At 44.8% G+C, this 16,289-nt stretch carries 15 protein-coding genes; 7 read left to right on the plus strand and 8 right to left on the minus strand.

Annotation, left to right across the window (positions count from 1 at the left end):
- Positions 1–6 precede the first annotated feature (6 nt).
- Entirely contained in the window at positions 7–426 is a 420-nt protein-coding gene (locus tag DXX94_RS10005; protein ID WP_116015545.1) for a secondary thiamine-phosphate synthase enzyme YjbQ, read from the plus strand.
- Between the two features lie 9 nt (positions 427–435).
- Here the strand turns inward: DXX94_RS10005 and alr are convergent, their stop codons facing one another.
- The 6 genes from alr to rpmE all read right to left on the minus strand — a co-directional run bounded on the left by alr (position 436) and on the right by rpmE (position 5,702).
- A complete protein-coding gene (gene alr / locus DXX94_RS10010; protein WP_116015547.1) occupies positions 436–1,536 on the minus strand; it encodes an alanine racemase in 1,101 nt (366 codons plus the stop codon).
- Positions 1,537–1,541: 5 nt separating this feature from the next.
- Positions 1,542–2,972: a replicative DNA helicase gene (dnaB, locus tag DXX94_RS10015; RefSeq protein ID WP_116015549.1), complete on the minus strand. Its 1,431-nt coding sequence runs from the start codon at positions 2,970–2,972 to the stop codon at positions 1,542–1,544.
- 125 nt (positions 2,973–3,097) lie between these two features.
- On the minus strand, positions 3,098–4,075 hold the full coding sequence (locus DXX94_RS10020) for a DUF4097 family beta strand repeat-containing protein (RefSeq protein ID WP_116015551.1): 978 nt from the start codon (positions 4,073–4,075) through the stop codon (positions 3,098–3,100).
- 129 nt (positions 4,076–4,204) lie between these two features.
- Positions 4,205–4,711 carry a hypothetical protein gene (locus DXX94_RS10025; RefSeq protein ID WP_258872141.1) on the minus strand — a complete coding sequence of 169 codons (507 nt, stop codon included), beginning with the start codon at positions 4,709–4,711 and terminating at the stop codon, positions 4,205–4,207.
- Between the two features lie 2 nt (positions 4,712–4,713).
- Positions 4,714–5,271, minus strand: a complete 558-nt coding sequence (locus DXX94_RS10030) for an RNA polymerase sigma factor (protein WP_115998753.1) — start codon at positions 5,269–5,271, stop codon at positions 4,714–4,716.
- A 218-nt stretch (positions 5,272–5,489) separates the two neighbouring features.
- Positions 5,490–5,702 carry a 50S ribosomal protein L31 gene (rpmE, locus tag DXX94_RS10035; protein ID WP_116015555.1) on the minus strand — a complete coding sequence of 71 codons (213 nt, stop codon included), beginning with the start codon at positions 5,700–5,702 and terminating at the stop codon, positions 5,490–5,492.
- Positions 5,703–6,011: 309 nt separating this feature from the next.
- Here rpmE and priA point away from each other — a divergent pair, with 309 nt between their 5' ends.
- From priA to DXX94_RS10060, 5 genes are all read left to right on the plus strand, one after another.
- Positions 6,012–8,345 (plus strand): primosomal protein N', encoded by a 2,334-nt coding sequence (gene priA / locus DXX94_RS10040; RefSeq protein ID WP_258872142.1) that lies wholly within the window; start codon positions 6,012–6,014, stop codon positions 8,343–8,345.
- 180 nt (positions 8,346–8,525) lie between these two features.
- Positions 8,526–8,993 (plus strand): SPOR domain-containing protein, encoded by a 468-nt coding sequence (locus tag DXX94_RS10045; RefSeq protein WP_258872143.1) that lies wholly within the window; start codon positions 8,526–8,528, stop codon positions 8,991–8,993.
- 112 nt (positions 8,994–9,105) lie between these two features.
- A complete protein-coding gene (hslV, locus tag DXX94_RS10050; RefSeq protein ID WP_115998751.1) occupies positions 9,106–9,639 on the plus strand; it encodes an ATP-dependent protease subunit HslV in 534 nt (177 codons plus the stop codon).
- A 9-nt stretch (positions 9,640–9,648) separates the two neighbouring features.
- Positions 9,649–10,977, plus strand: coding sequence for an HslU--HslV peptidase ATPase subunit (gene hslU, locus DXX94_RS10055; protein ID WP_116015559.1), 1,329 nt, complete (start codon positions 9,649–9,651; stop codon positions 10,975–10,977).
- A 44-nt stretch (positions 10,978–11,021) separates the two neighbouring features.
- Entirely contained in the window at positions 11,022–11,438 is a 417-nt protein-coding gene (locus DXX94_RS10060; RefSeq protein ID WP_116015561.1) for a gamma-butyrobetaine hydroxylase-like domain-containing protein, read from the plus strand.
- An 8-nt stretch (positions 11,439–11,446) separates the two neighbouring features.
- Here DXX94_RS10060 and DXX94_RS10065 read toward each other — a convergent pair whose 3' ends face one another.
- Positions 11,447–13,306 (minus strand): methyl-accepting chemotaxis protein, encoded by a 1,860-nt coding sequence (locus tag DXX94_RS10065; RefSeq protein ID WP_116015563.1) that lies wholly within the window; start codon positions 13,304–13,306, stop codon positions 11,447–11,449.
- Between the two features lie 317 nt (positions 13,307–13,623).
- Positions 13,624–15,621 carry a putative bifunctional diguanylate cyclase/phosphodiesterase gene (locus DXX94_RS10070; protein WP_116015565.1) on the minus strand — a complete coding sequence of 666 codons (1,998 nt, stop codon included), beginning with the start codon at positions 15,619–15,621 and terminating at the stop codon, positions 13,624–13,626.
- A 178-nt stretch (positions 15,622–15,799) separates the two neighbouring features.
- Between DXX94_RS10070 and rraA the strand changes: the two genes are divergently transcribed.
- Complete coding sequence (rraA, locus tag DXX94_RS10075; protein ID WP_115998746.1) at positions 15,800–16,285, plus strand: ribonuclease E activity regulator RraA; 486 nt, start codon at positions 15,800–15,802, stop codon at positions 16,283–16,285.
- Positions 16,286–16,289: the final 4 nt, after the last annotated feature.

The following is a 16,289-nucleotide window of genomic DNA, read 5'->3' on the forward strand; positions in this document are numbered from 1 at the left end:
AAGTCTATGTGGCAACAAGTTGAATTTTCTCTGTCTGCGAAAGCACGTGGCTTTCACTTAGTCACAAACGAGGTGGAACGACAATTACCAGCACTAGGTGGTATTCAGTGTGGCTTATTGCACTTATTCGTTAAGCATACGTCAGCTTCACTGACTATTAACGAAAATGCCGACCCAACCGTGCGCTCTGATATGGAAGCGCACTTTAATCAATTTGTGCCTGAAAATGCCCGCTATTATCAGCATAACTATGAGGGTGCTGACGATATGCCAGCTCATATTAAAGCCAGCACACTAGGTACCAGCGTTAGTATTCCGATCAGTAACGGGCGATTAAACTTAGGCACTTGGCAAGGTATTTATTTAGGTGAGCATCGAGATTATGGTGGCAGTCGGACACTCGTGGCGACTATCCAAGGTGAATGAGATTATTTGCTAGGAGGATACCGTCATGTTCACTCGGCGAGTGATATTACACAGTAGCTCGTAAGGAATGGTAGTTGCCCATTGAGCGATTTCTTCAATGCCTAAGCCTGCGCCCCACAAAGTGGCAATATCGCCGATGTTATCAGCACATTCGCCCTCAGCTGCGCCGCCTAAATCGACATTGATCATATCCATTGAGACGCGACCCACTAACGGCACGCGTCGGCCATTAAGCAATACCGGTGTACCGTTGGGCGCATGGCGGGGATAACCATCACCATAGCCTATGGCAATCACACCGATATAAGTGTCTTTTTCTGCGGTCCATGCTGCGCCATAACCAACCGACTCGCCTTTTTTAATAAAGCGTTTAGCGATTAGGCTAGACTTTAACGTCATTACCGGCTGAATATTAAGCTCGGCTGCAACTTTATCCTGCATAGGGCTCACGCCGTAAAGCATTAAGCCCGGTCTGACCCAGTCAAAGTGGGTATCAGGCCAAGCACAAATGGCGGCGGAATTTGCCAGTGTTTTTTGCCCTGCTAATACATCAGTTAACGAATTAAACAAACTAAGCTGTGTTGGCGTATGCTTACTTTCAACATCATCCGCACAGCTTAAATGGCTCATCAGCACAATATCATCTTGCACGTTAGGCGATTTTTTTAACGCCTGATAAAAGTCGTGAAACTGCTCAGGTTCCACACCAAGGCGGTGCATGCCCGTATCAACTTTTAACCACACTTTTACTGGCGTTTGCAAATCAGCCGCCAACAAAGCATCTAATTGCTCTTGGTTATGAATCACCGTATGAAGGTTATTCACATCCAGTACAGGTAGCTCTTGCGGGCTAAAAAAGCCTTCCATCAAGACTATCGGCTTAACCACGCCACAGGCTCTAAGCGCCAGCGCTTCATCTAAACGCGCAACACCGAATGCTCCTACTGCCTGCTCGGCCAGTGCTTCGGCAATACGCTCTAAGCCATGGCCATAAGCATTGGCTTTAAGCACTGCCAAAATTTGCGAGTGAGGGGCAAGTTTTTTGATTTGGGTGACATTATGGGCGAGCGCCTGCAAATCAATTGCAGCCGTTGCAGTGCGAACCGACATCGAGCTTAATCTTCTTCTAGTACGTGTGGACCAGCGTAATTATCAAAGCGTGACCATTGACCGTTAAAGGTTAGCGGCACACGACCGATTGGGCCATTACGCTGCTTACCAATAATGATTTCCGCCATGCCTTTAAACTCAGAATCGTCGTGATATACCTCGTCACGATAGATAAACATGATCAAGTCGGCATCTTGCTCGATTGAACCGGATTCACGTAAATCAGAGTTAACCGGGCGTTTGTCAGAGCGTTGCTCCAAACTACGGTTTAGCTGTGATAGCGCCACCACCGGAATTTCTAGCTCTTTCGCCAAGGCTTTAAGTGAGCGAGAGATTTCGGCAATTTCTAAGGTACGATTATCAGCAAACTGCGGCGCGCGCATCAATTGCAGGTAATCGATCATGATCATGCTTAAGCCGCCGTGATCTCGGGCTATACGGCGAGCACGTGAGCGCACTTCCGTAGGTGTTAAGCCTGCTTGATCGTCAATATACATTTTACCGCTTTCGATCATAGTACCCATGGTGGTGGACAAGCGCGCCCAATCTTCATCATCTAGCTGACCAGTACGTATTTTAGTTTGGTCAATGCGGCCTAGTGAGGCTAGCATCCTCATCATGATTTGCTCGGACGGCATCTCAAGACTAAAAATCAAGGCTGGCTTGTCTTCATGCATAGCCGCATGCTCAGCCAAGTTCATGGCGAAGGTCGTTTTACCCATCGATGGACGGGCAGCCACAATAATTAAATCAGACGCCTGTAAACCCGCCGTCATTTTATCCAGATCAGCAAAGCCAGTTGAAACCCCAGTCACACCGTCGTTACCTAGGCCACTAGCCTTTTCGATTTTATCAACGGTTTTTTCTAAGATTGGATGCAGCGCTTCTGGGCCTTCATTTTTGTTAGCGCGCGCTTCAGCAATGGCAAAAACTTTAGTTTCGGCAAAATCGAGTAGCTCGGCACTGTCGCGGCCTTGAGTATCAAAGCCAGCTTCAGAGATTTCATGGGCAACGCTAATAAGCTCGCGCGTCACCGCGCGTTCACGCACAATATCGGCATAAGCGGTGATGTTGGCTGCACTTGGCGTGTTGCGGATCATTTCCGCGATATAAACAAAGCCACCAGCATCATCCAGCTTTTGATCGTTTTCCAGCGATTCAGTTACAGTCACCAAATCAGCTGGTTCACCGCGCTCTACTAAGACACTGATGGTTTCAAATATCAGGCGATGACCACGACTGTAAAAGTCTTGTGCTACTACGTGCTCACCGACACGGTCGAAAGTTTCATTATCCAATAACAAGCCACCCAGCACTGATTGCTCAGCCTCGAGTGAGTGTGGCGGCATTTTCAGGTCTTCAACCTGTTGATCACGCTTAGCTTTTGAGCCCTGCGCACCACCTTTGGGAAATTGACTTGTCTTGGCTTCGGCCATGGTTACTACCTGCACATATGAAAAAGCAGCGACGAGCGCTACTTTTTGTAAGTTCTCTAAGATGGCTAATGTATCAAAAGGCTTGATGAAAATCAGCTTTAAACATTAGTAAGGATTGCGAATAATTACTTACTTCTCACCTTAATTTCACCGCTAACCACATTACCGCGTACTGTGCCTGTACCATTACCCGCGGTAAATGAAAGCTTAGAGCTTGGACCGTATTTTGCGCGCGTTGCTTTATCATTGGTAATACGGTTTACAATGTCGCCACCTGCGCTGGCATGAAGCCTAAAATCAGCATTAACGTCGTTTTCAAACGCTAATTCAATATCTGAGCTTACACCGGAGACTTTTACATCACCATGATGAAGCAATGTTAATGAGCCACTAGCATCACCGCTGACACTGGCAATGGCGAGTTCTTCCACTTCCCCTAATTCAAACTCAATATCACCAGAGACAACACTGAGTGACACTTGCTGTGCAGTTGAGCGTGTTTCTACATCACCACTCACCGCTTTTAAGCGTAAGCGACCAGAAGAGTCGCGATCATCAATTTTGCCGCTAATGGTCGATAAGCGAATTTTGCCCGCCAAATCACGGCTGTCGATATCGCCACTAACGGAACTTAGCTCAATATTATCTTTCAGCTCTTTAGCGACAATATCACCACTAACTGTTTTCACTTCAATATGGCTGTCGAGGTCTAATACTTCAACGTCACTCGATACCCCTTCAAAATTCATACTGAGCGATTTCGGCATGGCGACGGTAAAACGAGAGCCGCTGCTATTGTTGCTGTGACGCGTTGAGCGATACACCACTTTAACCCGCAGCATATTGCCGCTTTTTTCGAAAATAAAGCGATCTACTTTTTCGCCCAGTTCACCGCTGACACTGACTTCGTCGTCATCGTGACCAATAATTTTTACCGAGCCGCGCATATTCTCAATATTTACCAGCGACAGACCATCTGCTGATAACGTTTCATCAATGCGCTCGCCAGCATAAGCGTTAAAGGCAGTTGCGATACCTAGCACTAGGCCAACAGGTAGGCCAAGACGTGAAAATGCTGATGATAATAAGGTTGTACCTTTCATAACTACCTCTAAATTCTTTACTCTACTTTGCTAGTCTTTACGCTTGCAGGCGCAGGGCTACTCGACCTAACCTGTCTACGAACAATTTCTTTACCGTTGTGCGGTGGTTTGCCGCTATATCGTCTGCCACTATATTGCTTGCAATCGGGGCGTATACAAACGTTTTAATAAATCCAGCTCTTGCTGCTGTGTCCATTGCAGTAAATTCAATAAATCCGTGTTGTTTTCATCGTTTTCCAGCGCGGCAGCAATGCTTTTTCTCGCCTGCGCCAGCTTAGCCAACTCCACTTGCATCTCTGGTGATAACTGGGTTAAGTCTGGCTCACCAAAGCTGGTTAACATCAGCTGTTTTTGCTGGTCAAACTCTTGATTAAGTGATGCTACTAACCCCAGTTCAGCATTGCCTGACCCCTGCGGCACGACATTGATCCAAGTGAGTAATACCGCAGCAACTAAGCTGGCAGCCCATGCAAAAGGTACGACTTTGCTACGCTGTTTGTTGCCTTGCCCGCGCTGTGCTGTCATCTGCTGCGCCGCCAAAGCATTCTCTATACCTGGCCAAAGATCTCGTTGCGGGGCAATTTCTTTCGGCAGACTGTCTATTTTTTGCTGTAACTCTTGGTCTGACATACTCATTATCATTCCTCCAGCCATTCTTTTAATAAGGTTTTTGCTCTGTGGTACTGTGCTTTGCTGCTACCGACTGCCATATTCAACATTTTTCCGATTTCCTCATGGCGATAGCCTTCAACGGCAAATAACACAAACACTAGGCGGGCACGCTCAGGTAAACGCATAATATGCTTATCTAACTCTGATATTTCTGCCATTTCCTCACCCACTTCTTCAACCACTTGGTCTTCAATACTAAACACCCGTTGCAACCAGTTTTTATGCTTTCGCAAGTGGCTTAGTACTATGTTAGAGGCCACGCTGTGCAACCAAGTACTAAATTTGCTGTTGCCTTGGAAGTTGCCTATTTTTTGCCAGACCTGCACAAATACTTCCTGACAAACGTCCTCAGCACTGTCTTTATCTGCTAGCATGCGCCAGCATAAGCCGTACACCTTTTTATGATGCATTTCATACAGCTGATAGAACGCCTGCTGATCGCCGCCTTTTGATAGCGTGATAAGCTTTGCTTCTTCATCTTGTGTGAAGCGCTTGCTCGCTTCAATAACTTGATGACTATCCAATGAAAACTTCCGTTTATTCGCGATTGTTTGTTTAGCTTTTAGTAAGTTAGATGCAGTATGCCGCAAAAGGGTTTAAAAGGCAGGAATTAATTTTTGATCCAATATTGTAAAGGCTTGATGTAATTCGTTTTTAGCCTCTATATTTGACGGCGACAAGAAGTTTCAGGCACAAAAAAAGCGCCCTACTAGGCGCTTTCTTTTGCAAGAGTAAGTAAAACTTACTTCTTACCAAGCATACCGAAACGCTTGTTGAATTTGTCAACACGACCACCAGTTTCAGCAGCTTTTTGCTTACCAGTGTAGAATGGATGACATTCTGAACATACGTCTAGGTGTAAATCTTTAGCTACTGTTGAACGAGTAGTTATTACGTTGCCACAAGAACAGTTTGCTTTGATCTCAACGTAATTAGGGTGAATACCTTCTTTCATGGGAAACCTCTATATTAGGCCGTATCGCCACTTAGTCAGTTTTATTACCGCTAAGCACCATACGAGTTAGTTAAAAATAACGGTCGCGAATTGTAGGGGATCGTTGCGTCAACTGCAACCAAATTCACGCAAAATCGCTAATTTTTTAAACAATTTTAGCGCAATGAACGAGTAGTGTGATATTTGTTTTGTTTATTAGCGCTTGGCTAAGTATAAAGCTAAGCAAAAAATAAAGCGATTAAAGGCACTTGGCAGTTTGCCTACATCTAGTCACAATAGACAAATTATTGCCAACGCTAACCAAAGATCTTGTCTGAAAAGCACGTAAAAGATAACGCTGAGCAGAGCCCCGAAAGCCATGTCGAAAGCTACGCCGAAAGTCATGCCGACAATAACGCTAAGCTGCCACTAACGAATCCGTTAGCCAAGCCAGCGGCTGCAACTTGTTATATCGACATTGCTTTGCCGGTGCCTACTAGGCAACTTTATACCTATGCATTGCCGTCAGCACTCAATTTGCCAGCAATTCAAATCGGTGAGCGAGTTGTCGTCCCGTTTGCTGGCCGCCAATTAGTGGGAATTGTGCTGGCAACGAATACCAGTACAGCGCTGAGCGCAGACAAGATCAAAACCGTTATTAGCCGCGTATCTGAACAATATCCGCTACCGCCAAACTTAGTGACTTTTCTAACCACACTAAGCCAATACTATCACCACGCTATCGGTGATATTTTCCAGCAAGCATTGCCAGTATTATTACGACAGATTGAAGCGCCCGATCTAAGCTACCAAACCCGTTGGTTTGTCACTGAATCAAGTGAAGAGGAAGCGCTCAGTGCCATTGGTGCAAAAGCGAAAAAGCAACTAGAGCTTTATCAGGTTATTCGCCATAACCAAACGGGTACCAGCTGGCCAGAATTAAGAACCCTAGGTTTTGTTAAACAGCAATTAACCGCGCTGCAAAACAAAGCCTTAATCGAAGAAAAAGAGATAGTGCCAGCGCCGTTTCACTGGCATGAAAGTGACTTAAATCAAGATAACCGCCTTAAGCTCTCGCCAGAGCAGGCGATTGTCGTTTCCGCCCTCAACCAAAGTCATCAAGCCTTTAGCTGCCATTTGCTCGATGGCATTACCGGCAGTGGTAAAACAGAAGTGTACTTGCAGGCGATGGAGAAAACCTTAGCCAGCAATCAGCAAGTGCTGGTGATCGTGCCGGAAATTGGCCTAACCCCGCAAACCTTGTCACGTTTTGAGCATAGATTTAACGTGCCAATTTATTTGCACCACTCAGCACTCAATGACAAAGAGCGCTTAGATACCTGGCGAGCTGCTTACCGTGGTCATGCAGCCATCGTTATCGGTACGCGCTCAGCCATTTTCACCCCAGCTAATAAACTTGGGTTGATCATCGTTGATGAAGAGCACGACGCCTCGCTAAAACAGCAAGACAGCTTTCGCTACAACGGCCGAGATGCCGCGACTTTACGGGCACGTCAGCTCAATATTCCGATATTACTGGGCAGTGCCACGCCGAGTTTGGAAAGCTTGCAAAATGCCATGTCGCATAAGTTTCATTACCACCAGCTGAATAAACGCGCCGGTAACAGTGTGCAAGCCAGTATGAGCTTAGTGGATGTTAACCATGAGCACTTAACCGCCGGGGTGAGCGAAACAGTTAAACAAGCCATTGCTGATACGCTAAAGCGCAGGGAGCAAGTGCTGGTATTTTTAAATCGCCGTGGTTATGCGCCAGCGATTAATTGCCAAGAATGCCATTGGGTCGCTGATTGCCAGCGCTGCAATAAACCATTCACCCTGCATCAAAAAGATCAGCTACTCGTCTGTCATCACTGCGGTAATCAAAAGCGTATTGTTCATCAATGCCAGCAATGTGGTAGCACTCGTTTAGCCCCCGTTGGTCAAGGCACCGAGCAACTTGAGCAACACTTAGCCGACTGGTTTCCCGAGCATAGCGTGGTGCGCATTGACCGCGACTCAACAAGGCGCAAAGGCGAACTAACCAAATTGCTGCAAGCAATTCACAATAAAGAGCACGATATTTTGGTGGGTACACAAATGCTCGCCAAAGGTCACCATTTCCCAGATGTGACCTTAGTGGTGATCTTAAATGTTGATGGCGCCCTGTTTAGCTTTGATTTTCGCGCCGCTGAGCATATGGCGCAGCTGTTGGTGCAAGTAGCAGGCCGCGCAGGCCGTGCCAGTAAGCCGGGTAAAGTACTCATACAAAGTCAATATCCTCAGCACCCGCTGCTACAAGATTTAGTTAACAATGGCTATCGCCATTTTGCCCAGCAAACCTTGGCTGAGCGTAACTTTGCCCGCTTGCCACCGTTTGGCTATCAAGTACTGATCCGCGCAGAAGCGAAATACCCGTCTTATCCGTCGAAATTTTTAATGGCGGTCAGCCAACTAAGCCTTGACCATTGCCAATTAGTTGGCCCGATTCCCGCGACCATGGAGAAAAAAGCCGGTTACTATCGCTACCATTTAATTGTGCAAAGTGAGCAGCGTAAAACACTGCATCAAGCGATGCTGCAAGTGATTCCATTTTTGGAAAGTCATGAATTAACCAATAAAGTGCGCTGGTCAGTAGATGTAGATCCCCTAGATTTTAGTTGGTAACCCTTGTTTTTACTTGATTGGGACTTGCTTGCAGGCTTTTTTTTTCCGCTCATTTCGCTACAATAGCGGCTCTTGTTTACCGCAGTTTTATAATTTTTTATGGCACCACAGGATTACGTTTCCCGCTCGAACAATAAAAAGAAAAGCCCCTACAAAAAGCAACAGCCAGAGGCGACGGGAATGCCATTAAAAGTGAAGCTGATCACCTTATTCACTGTCTTAGCGATTGCTGGTGCCGGTTATTTTTTGTGGTTTTTAAAAGACGTTAAACCAATCGCCACCCCAACGCCACAAGCACCTGCGGTTAAAGCCACCAAAAAGCTACCTGAGCCGCCAGCTGAAAAATGGCAGTATATCGACAAGCTTAAGCAAGGCACGCAAATCGAAGGCGGCCACTATGAAGTGGAAGAAAAAGGCCCGTATAAAATGCAGTGTGGCTCGTTTAGAAAGCGCAGCCAAGCAGAAGCAATGAAAGCACAAATTGCCTTTAGCGGCTTAGTGGCGAAAGTGTCAGAAAGCACAGGTAAAAATGGTATTTGGTACAAGGTTGCCCTTGGCCCTTACCCACGCAAGCGTATGGCAGAAGCCGACAAGCACAAGCTTAAGCGCAATAATATTACCACCTGCCAAATTTGGCTGTGGAATTAGCCTCTTCAGTTAATTTCCATGACATAACTTGAAAATCTACTAAACACACCCATCTTATCAAACATGTTTATCGCGCTGCTGGTAACCAGCAGCCACAGGTTTGAGGTGTAGTGTGACTACAATTGTATCAGTTAGACGTAACGGTAAAGTTGCGATCGGTGGCGACGGCCAAGTTTCTTTAGGCAACACAGTAATGAAAGGCAACGCAAAAAAAGTGCGTCGCCTTTATCACGATAAAGTACTCGCTGGCTTTGCTGGCGGTACTGCCGATGCATTTACCTTATTCGAACGCTTTGAAAGCAAGCTGGAAATGCACCAAGGTCATTTAACCAAATCAGCGGTTGAACTGGCCAAAGACTGGCGCAGCGATCGCGCTCTACGCAAATTAGAAGCCATGCTAGTCGTTGCTGATGAAACCGCTTCTTTAATCATTACTGGTAACGGCGATGTGGTGCAGCCAGAGCACGACTTAATTGCTATTGGCAGTGGCGGCAACTATGCGCAAGCTGCGGCACTGGCACTGTTACAAAATACCGAATTATCTGCCCGCGACATCGTTGATAAGTCGCTCACTATTGCTGGCGATATTTGTGTGTTCACCAACCAGCATCACACCATCGACGAACTTGGCGCAGAAGAGAAGTAAGGAATTATCATGTCGAATATGACCCCACGTGAAATTGTTCATGAACTAGATAGCCATATTGTTGGCCAAGCAGACGCCAAACGCGCTGTTGCCATTGCTCTGCGTAACCGCTGGCGTCGTATGCAGCTTAATGAAGAGCTGCGCACTGAAGTAACACCAAAAAACATTTTGATGATCGGTCCAACGGGTGTTGGTAAAACCGAAATTGCCCGCCGTTTAGCTAAACTTGCTAACGCACCTTTTATCAAAGTGGAAGCGACCAAGTTCACCGAAGTCGGTTATGTTGGTAAAGAAGTAGAAACCATTATCCGCGACTTAACTGATATGGCCGTTAAGATGACCAAAGAGCAGGAAATGGAGCGCGTTAAGCACCTTGCCGAAGAAGCGGCAGAAGAGCGTGTACTTGATGTACTTATTCCAAATCCTCGCGATACCTTTGGCAACGAAGAAACCAGCGACAACAGCAGCACCCGTCAAGTGTTCCGCAAGAAATTGCGTGAAGGCAAGCTCGACGACAAAGAAATCGAAATTGATATCGCAGCACAACCTATGGGTGTTGAAATCATGGCGCCTCCGGGCATGGAAGACATGACCTCGCAGTTGCAAAGCATGTTCCAAAATATGTCGGGCGATAAAACCAAAAAACGTAAGCTGAAAATCAAAGATGCGTTTAAAGCCTTGCAGGAAGAAGAAGCCGCGAAAATTGTTAACCAAGACGATATCAAAACCAAAGCGCTAGAAGCGGTTGAGCAAAATGGTATTGTGTTCGTGGATGAGATCGACAAAATTTGTAAGCGTGGCGACAGCTCAGGCCCAGACGTTTCGCGCGAAGGTGTACAACGTGACTTACTGCCACTAGTTGAAGGTTCAACGGTGAGCACTAAGCACGGTATGGTCAAAACCGATCACATTCTGTTTATCGCCTCTGGTGCTTTCCAAATGGCAAAACCGTCTGACTTAATCCCAGAGCTACAAGGTCGCTTGCCAATTCGTGTTGAATTAAAAGCCCTAACCACTGAAGATTTCGTACGCATTTTAACTGAGCCAAATGCGTCATTAACCGAGCAATATATCGCGTTAATGAAAACTGAAGGCGTTGATGTAGAGTTCACTGAAGACGGTATTTCAGCGATTGCGAACGCGGCATGGCAAGTAAATGAGACGACTGAAAACATCGGTGCACGTCGCTTACATACCATGATGGAGCGCCTAATGGAGGAAATCTCATACAGCGCTAACGATCGCTCTGGTGAGAAAGTCGTGATTGATACTGCCTACGTAGAAAAAACGCTAAACGACGTAGTACAAAACGAAGATCTAAGCCGCTTTATTCTTTAAGCGGCTCACTGATACCTAGAGTTTGACTAGTACAGCATTCGATTATGTTAAGCATTGTAAAATTTCAGCTAAACCATCAGCACAAGCAACTAACAGTTGCGCTTTCGTCTAAATCTGACGAACAAGCGCTGACGGAAAGCTGGCAGTTTAGCTATGAATTTTTACGGGTGCTTGAAAGTAGCCAAGCCACCAGTGCTTTTGCTGCTAATGCCTCTGGCAACCCGAAAGGCAAAGCACCTGCGTTGGCGACGCATAAAAAAGATGTTGTGCTAACATGCATTGAAGCAGTCGGTAAACACGGTTACCGACTGCTTTTTGATGATGACTATCAAGTGATTTATTCTGAAGCTCAGTTTGCCCTATTTCACCAGCAAGCCGATCATTTATGGCAAGGTTATTTGCAGCACCTTAGCAGCAACGGCCATAGCCGCGATGCTATGATCGATATCAAGCAGCTTTAGCTGATCTTCTAAACAGTAAAGCGATTAACCTCTAATTGCAGTTTATGGGCTTGCTCTGATAGCTCATGGCTCATTTGTTCATTTTGCTGTGCCATTTGTCCTGACTGCTCAGCAACATCACGAATCAATACGACATGCTTATTCACTTCTGTCGCGACCGCACTTTGTTCTTTAATGGCCATCGCAATGGCAGTGTTCATTTCCATAATGGTTGAAACATCTTGAGTGATCTCGACCAGCATTTGCCCTGCCGAATCTGCCTTTGTGGAGCTTTCATCTCCTTGTACACGACAATCGGCCATGTGCTCAACAATTTGATGTGTGCGCTGTTGCAGTGAGGAAATAATCCCTTCAATCTCTTGCGTAGAATCTTGAGTACGGCTAGCAAGAGTTCTAACTTCATCGGCTACTACCGCAAAGCCTCGTCCTTGCTCGCCAGCACGTGCAGCTTCAATCGCCGCGTTTAATGCTAATAAGTTGGTTTGCTCTGCAATGCCGCGTATAACGTCAAGTACCGAACCTATGGTTTCACTGTCTTTTGCTAGCTCCTGCACTATCTGCTCAGAGTCTGCTAAGTTCTCTGATAATGCGCTAATTTGGCCTTTCGTGTGATCGACACCTAGCTTACCCTGCGACGCATTTTCATTGGTTAGCTCTGCCTTATGAGCCGCTTCTTGCGTGTTATTGGCTATTTCATCCACGGTTGCGACCATTTCAGTAACGGCTGTTGCTACCATATCGGTTTCTTGAATTTGTGAGGCGACACCTTGGTTAGTAACACTAATATTGTTTGCTACCTGCTGTGTCGCATCATTAAGCGTGGTCACTGACTGGTTTACTTCAACAATCAAGTTGCGAAAGTTTTGTACCATGGTTTCAAACACTTTTGCCATCTCAGACAATTCATCATTGCCACTGGCATCAATTTCTATGGTTAAATCGTTAGATTGTGAAATGGCCAACATCGATGTTTGTAAACGGCGAATAGAAGTAAGAACGCTCTTAGCGATATAGCTAGCGAAACCAATCGCCACAACTAATATGATGAAAAACGCGATAAAAGCGAGGCGTTCAACAAAGCTTGTGTACTGGGAAGCTTCATCAGAACTAATCGTGATTAAGCGCGCTAATATTTCGTCAACTCGATGAATTGTCGCACGCATTTCACCTTGAATACCTTGGTCTGGTGTTAAACCTAATTTACGCTGTTCATTAACCAAGTTTAAAAATGCAGATTGATAAGAGTTTAATAAGGTAACAATATTCGATTTTTTATCTTCATCAAAACCACTAGCGCGCACCGCCTCGACTAACTTTACAGTGTTGTTTTGTAAACGCGTTACGTACTTCTCATCCAAACGCAGCATAAAGTCTTTTTCGTTGCGACGTAGCTGCAACATACCGCTTAATAATTGGTAATCATCTTTACCAATTAAGGTTTCAACATCATGCACAGCACTGCGTAGCGAGCCGTGCAAGCCGTCTTTAGGATGCAAACCAATAGCCTGTTGAGTATTAGTGAGCTCGGTAAACGCTTGTTCATAATTTGCTATCACGCTCTTCATTGCTGTTGTTTCAGTATTATCCAAGCCCACACCCTGAAGTTCGTTAGCCAACGATTCAACTTCTGCTCTAAGCTGTTGCGCCGTGTTTTGGTACTTGTCAACGTAGGCCATATCTTTACGTGCAATGAAATCCTTTTCATGCCTGCGCAGCTGCAACACATGACTTTCAATTTTGCCTATATGACGGGCAACTTGAATATTTTTTTCTAGCGACGAAATTGTAAAAGTGAGTAGCCATAGCATAAAAAGCATGGCTACAACCGACAACGCGGTATTGAGCATTAATTTTCGTTTAATTAGCATCAATTATCCCCTGCTACGACAAATGGTAATAACTTTGTGAACTGAAAAGACACTGACTCTTCTAGTTTTCTTTCTTAATAATTGGATAAAATCGCGTGTTAAGCCAGAGGCTGGTATTTAACTGGCTGAATTCTAATAAGAATAGTAGATAAACTTTTGTTAACAATAATGCTAACTAATATTTACTTTAGCTACGTGATTTCAACAAGGTGTCTGCATTTGGTTATGCTAGTGAAGTTAGAAATAAGGATATTGATTTACATCAGATAACTTTCAAAAGAACGAGGTCATTAGCGGGCTGCGGCTAGATCTGTTTGCTAACGCTTAAAGTACTTAACTAAATCAGCTTCACAAATCGGCTTGCTAATAAAATAGCCTTGCACCGCATCACAATTAAGCGTGCGCAGAATATCGAGCTGAGTTTGCGTTTCTACGCCCTCTGCCAATACGCGTTTGCCTAACCCATGCGATAAACGCACCATAGATTTAACAATGGTTAGGTCTGAATCATTCTCAGCCATTTCATTAACAAAGCTGCGATCGATTTTAATTTTATCAATCGGTAAGTTACGCAAATACGCCAGTGATGAATAGCCAGTACCGAAATCATCAATCGATACTTTTATCCCCATGGTTTGCAGCTCAACAATGGTATCCATTGCTGACTGTAAATCCGTCATTACCACGTTTTCGGTAATTTCTAATTCAAGATAGTTTGGCGGAAGGTCATACCTAAGTAACAAAGTTTGAATTTTAGAAACGAATTTAGGGTCTTGGAATTCAACCGCAGTAATGTTTACCGCGACCGTTATCCAGCGATGATAAGCTTGGTGCCAACGTGCAATAGCACGACAAGCTTTATCCAACACATAGTTATCAAAAACACTATTAAGTGCCAATGCGTCAATATCAGGCAAGAAGCGATCAGGCGAAAGCAAGCCATCTGTTGGATGATTCCAGCGAATTAATGCTTCTACCCCTTCAAGTTTATTAGTCAATAAATTGAGCTGAGGTTGGAAATAGAGTTCAAATTCATCACGCTCCATTGCCAGCTTAATAGCTTTTTCCATCGCTAATAGATGACGACCTTGCACCTGCATATCGTCACTATACTGTTTGCTCGCTTCATTGCGTGATTCCGCATGGAAGAGTGCTAAGTTTGACAACTGCAATAAGGTTTCGGCCTTCTCCGCATGCTCTGGATAAAAGCTGTAACCAATGCTGCATTGCAACATAATATCTTGCCCATCATATTGATATGGGCGGGCAATTAATTCATGTAAATGGCTTAGGGCACGAGGAATTTGCTGGCGCTGCTCAAACTCGAATACATAAACAAAAGAATCACCGCTTAAACGGCCAACAATTTGCGGTTGAAACAAGCTATCACGCAAGCGGCGAGCAATTTCACCCAAAATAAAATCGCCCGTTTTTAAGCCATAAGTATCGTTAACAAACTTAAAACGTTTAATATCCAGTAAAAAGATACTCAATTTTTTACCGTTTAAGCCAGCCGTGCGCATTAGTTCTGGCATTTTCTCCATCACTTGCTCACGGTTTAACGAGCCGGTCAGTGAATCGTGACGACCAAGGTATTGTGCCTTATTCGTTGCAGATTTCGCTGTTGCCCGTTCAGCTCCTTGCATCCAAATTAGCATGCTAAAACCAATAACCGCATGTGAGCCAATATCAAAGAAATTGAAGAAGCGAATAACGTGACTAAACCATACCTCAGCTATCATCACCGTTGATAACATCGAAAATACAAAATAGCGAAGCCCATAAATTACAAACGAAATTTGCATAATGCGGCTTGAAACGTGGGCTGGCGGTGTTCGGTAGCTAAAAAATGCCATGCCAATGTAGGCAATACCAAACAGAAATTGAGGCACTGTTTCCCGCATAAAGAAGCGATCATAAACATGCCCATCGGCAAATGCGTAAATTAACGTTATCAGCCAAGCAAATAAAAAGCTTACCCCTGTTATTACAACTATATGCTTACGAGCTAAGCTTTTCTGGGTTTGGGCGATATACAAGCCGATCAAAAACAGGCAGACAAAAACAAAATAACTGCTCTGATAGATACCCTCTAACAATACTTGGCTAAGACTGGTTGGTGAAGATAAAACGGTATACGCCTTAACACACATGGCCAGCTGACTTGTGGTTAGCGCTTGTAAACTGAACTGCCAAAGCCTGACATGTTTACTACCGAATCCGCGATAAAATTGCCACAGTAAAAAGGAGAGAACGCCAAAGACAATTGCATTTGTCAGGTATAAAAATGTATTAGCAACTAACTGCTCGTTCATGAGCGCCTTGGCAAGAAAAACTACTTAGTTACTCATTTAATAGTGTTTTTTCTTTGATTTCAAGCAACAATCTTATTATAAACAAGACATTAACAATTGAGACTAGACGCGTTAACTCGCTATACTAAACTAACAATCAATAAGGCTACTCGCCGTTCCACCCAGTTGAGAGACCATTATGGAATATAACACTTCAGAGTTATGTAATATTTACGCCGATCTTATCGATGTGTTAGAACCAATTTTTAGTAACTATGGTGGCCGTAATTCATTTGGTGGCCAAGTAGTTACCCTTAAATGTTTTGAAAATAACGGACTAATTCGCGAAGTGCTAAGCCAAAACGGTGAAGGTAAAGTGCTTGTTATCGATGGTGGTGGCTCAACTCGTCGCGCGCTTATTGATATTGAAATTGCCGAATTGGCCGTGGAAAACAATTGGGAAGGTATTGTCTGTTATGGCAGTGTTCGCGATGTCGATGCCATTGAAGAGTTAGATTTAGGCATTCAAGGTCTAGTGTCTATTCCTGTTGGCGCAACCGATAGCGACGTGGGTGAAAGCGATTTGGCCATTAACTTTGCTGGTGTCACCTTCTTACCTGATGACCACATTTATGCCGACAATACCGGCGTGATTTTATCACCCGATCCGCTAGATATAGAATAGAGGC

The sequence above is a fragment of the Thalassotalea euphylliae genome, from assembly GCF_003390375.1.
GTDB classification, from domain to species: domain Bacteria; phylum Pseudomonadota; class Gammaproteobacteria; order Enterobacterales; family Alteromonadaceae; genus Thalassotalea_F; species Thalassotalea_F euphylliae_A.

Coding starts and splice junctions, on each gene's coding strand:
- DXX94_RS10060 (WP_116015561.1), top strand. CDS start 11,022: ATGTTAAGCATTGTAAAATTTCAGCTAAACCATCAGCACAAGCAACTA.
- alr (WP_116015547.1), bottom strand. CDS start 1,536: ATGTCGGTTCGCACTGCAACGGCTGCAATTGATTTGCAGGCGCTCGCC.
- rraA (WP_115998746.1), top strand. CDS start 15,800: ATGGAATATAACACTTCAGAGTTATGTAATATTTACGCCGATCTTATC.
- DXX94_RS10005 (WP_116015545.1), top strand. CDS start 7: ATGTGGCAACAAGTTGAATTTTCTCTGTCTGCGAAAGCACGTGGCTTT.
- DXX94_RS10045 (WP_258872143.1), top strand. CDS start 8,526: ATGCCATTAAAAGTGAAGCTGATCACCTTATTCACTGTCTTAGCGATT.
- DXX94_RS10020 (WP_116015551.1), bottom strand. CDS start 4,075: ATGAAAGGTACAACCTTATTATCATCAGCATTTTCACGTCTTGGCCTA.
- hslU (WP_116015559.1), top strand. CDS start 9,649: ATGTCGAATATGACCCCACGTGAAATTGTTCATGAACTAGATAGCCAT.
- rpmE (WP_116015555.1), bottom strand. CDS start 5,702: ATGAAAGAAGGTATTCACCCTAATTACGTTGAGATCAAAGCAAACTGT.
- dnaB (WP_116015549.1), bottom strand. CDS start 2,972: ATGGCCGAAGCCAAGACAAGTCAATTTCCCAAAGGTGGTGCGCAGGGC.
- DXX94_RS10070 (WP_116015565.1), bottom strand. CDS start 15,621: ATGAACGAGCAGTTAGTTGCTAATACATTTTTATACCTGACAAATGCA.
- DXX94_RS10025 (WP_258872141.1), bottom strand. CDS start 4,711: ATGAGTATGTCAGACCAAGAGTTACAGCAAAAAATAGACAGTCTGCCG.
- DXX94_RS10065 (WP_116015563.1), bottom strand. CDS start 13,306: ATGCTAATTAAACGAAAATTAATGCTCAATACCGCGTTGTCGGTTGTA.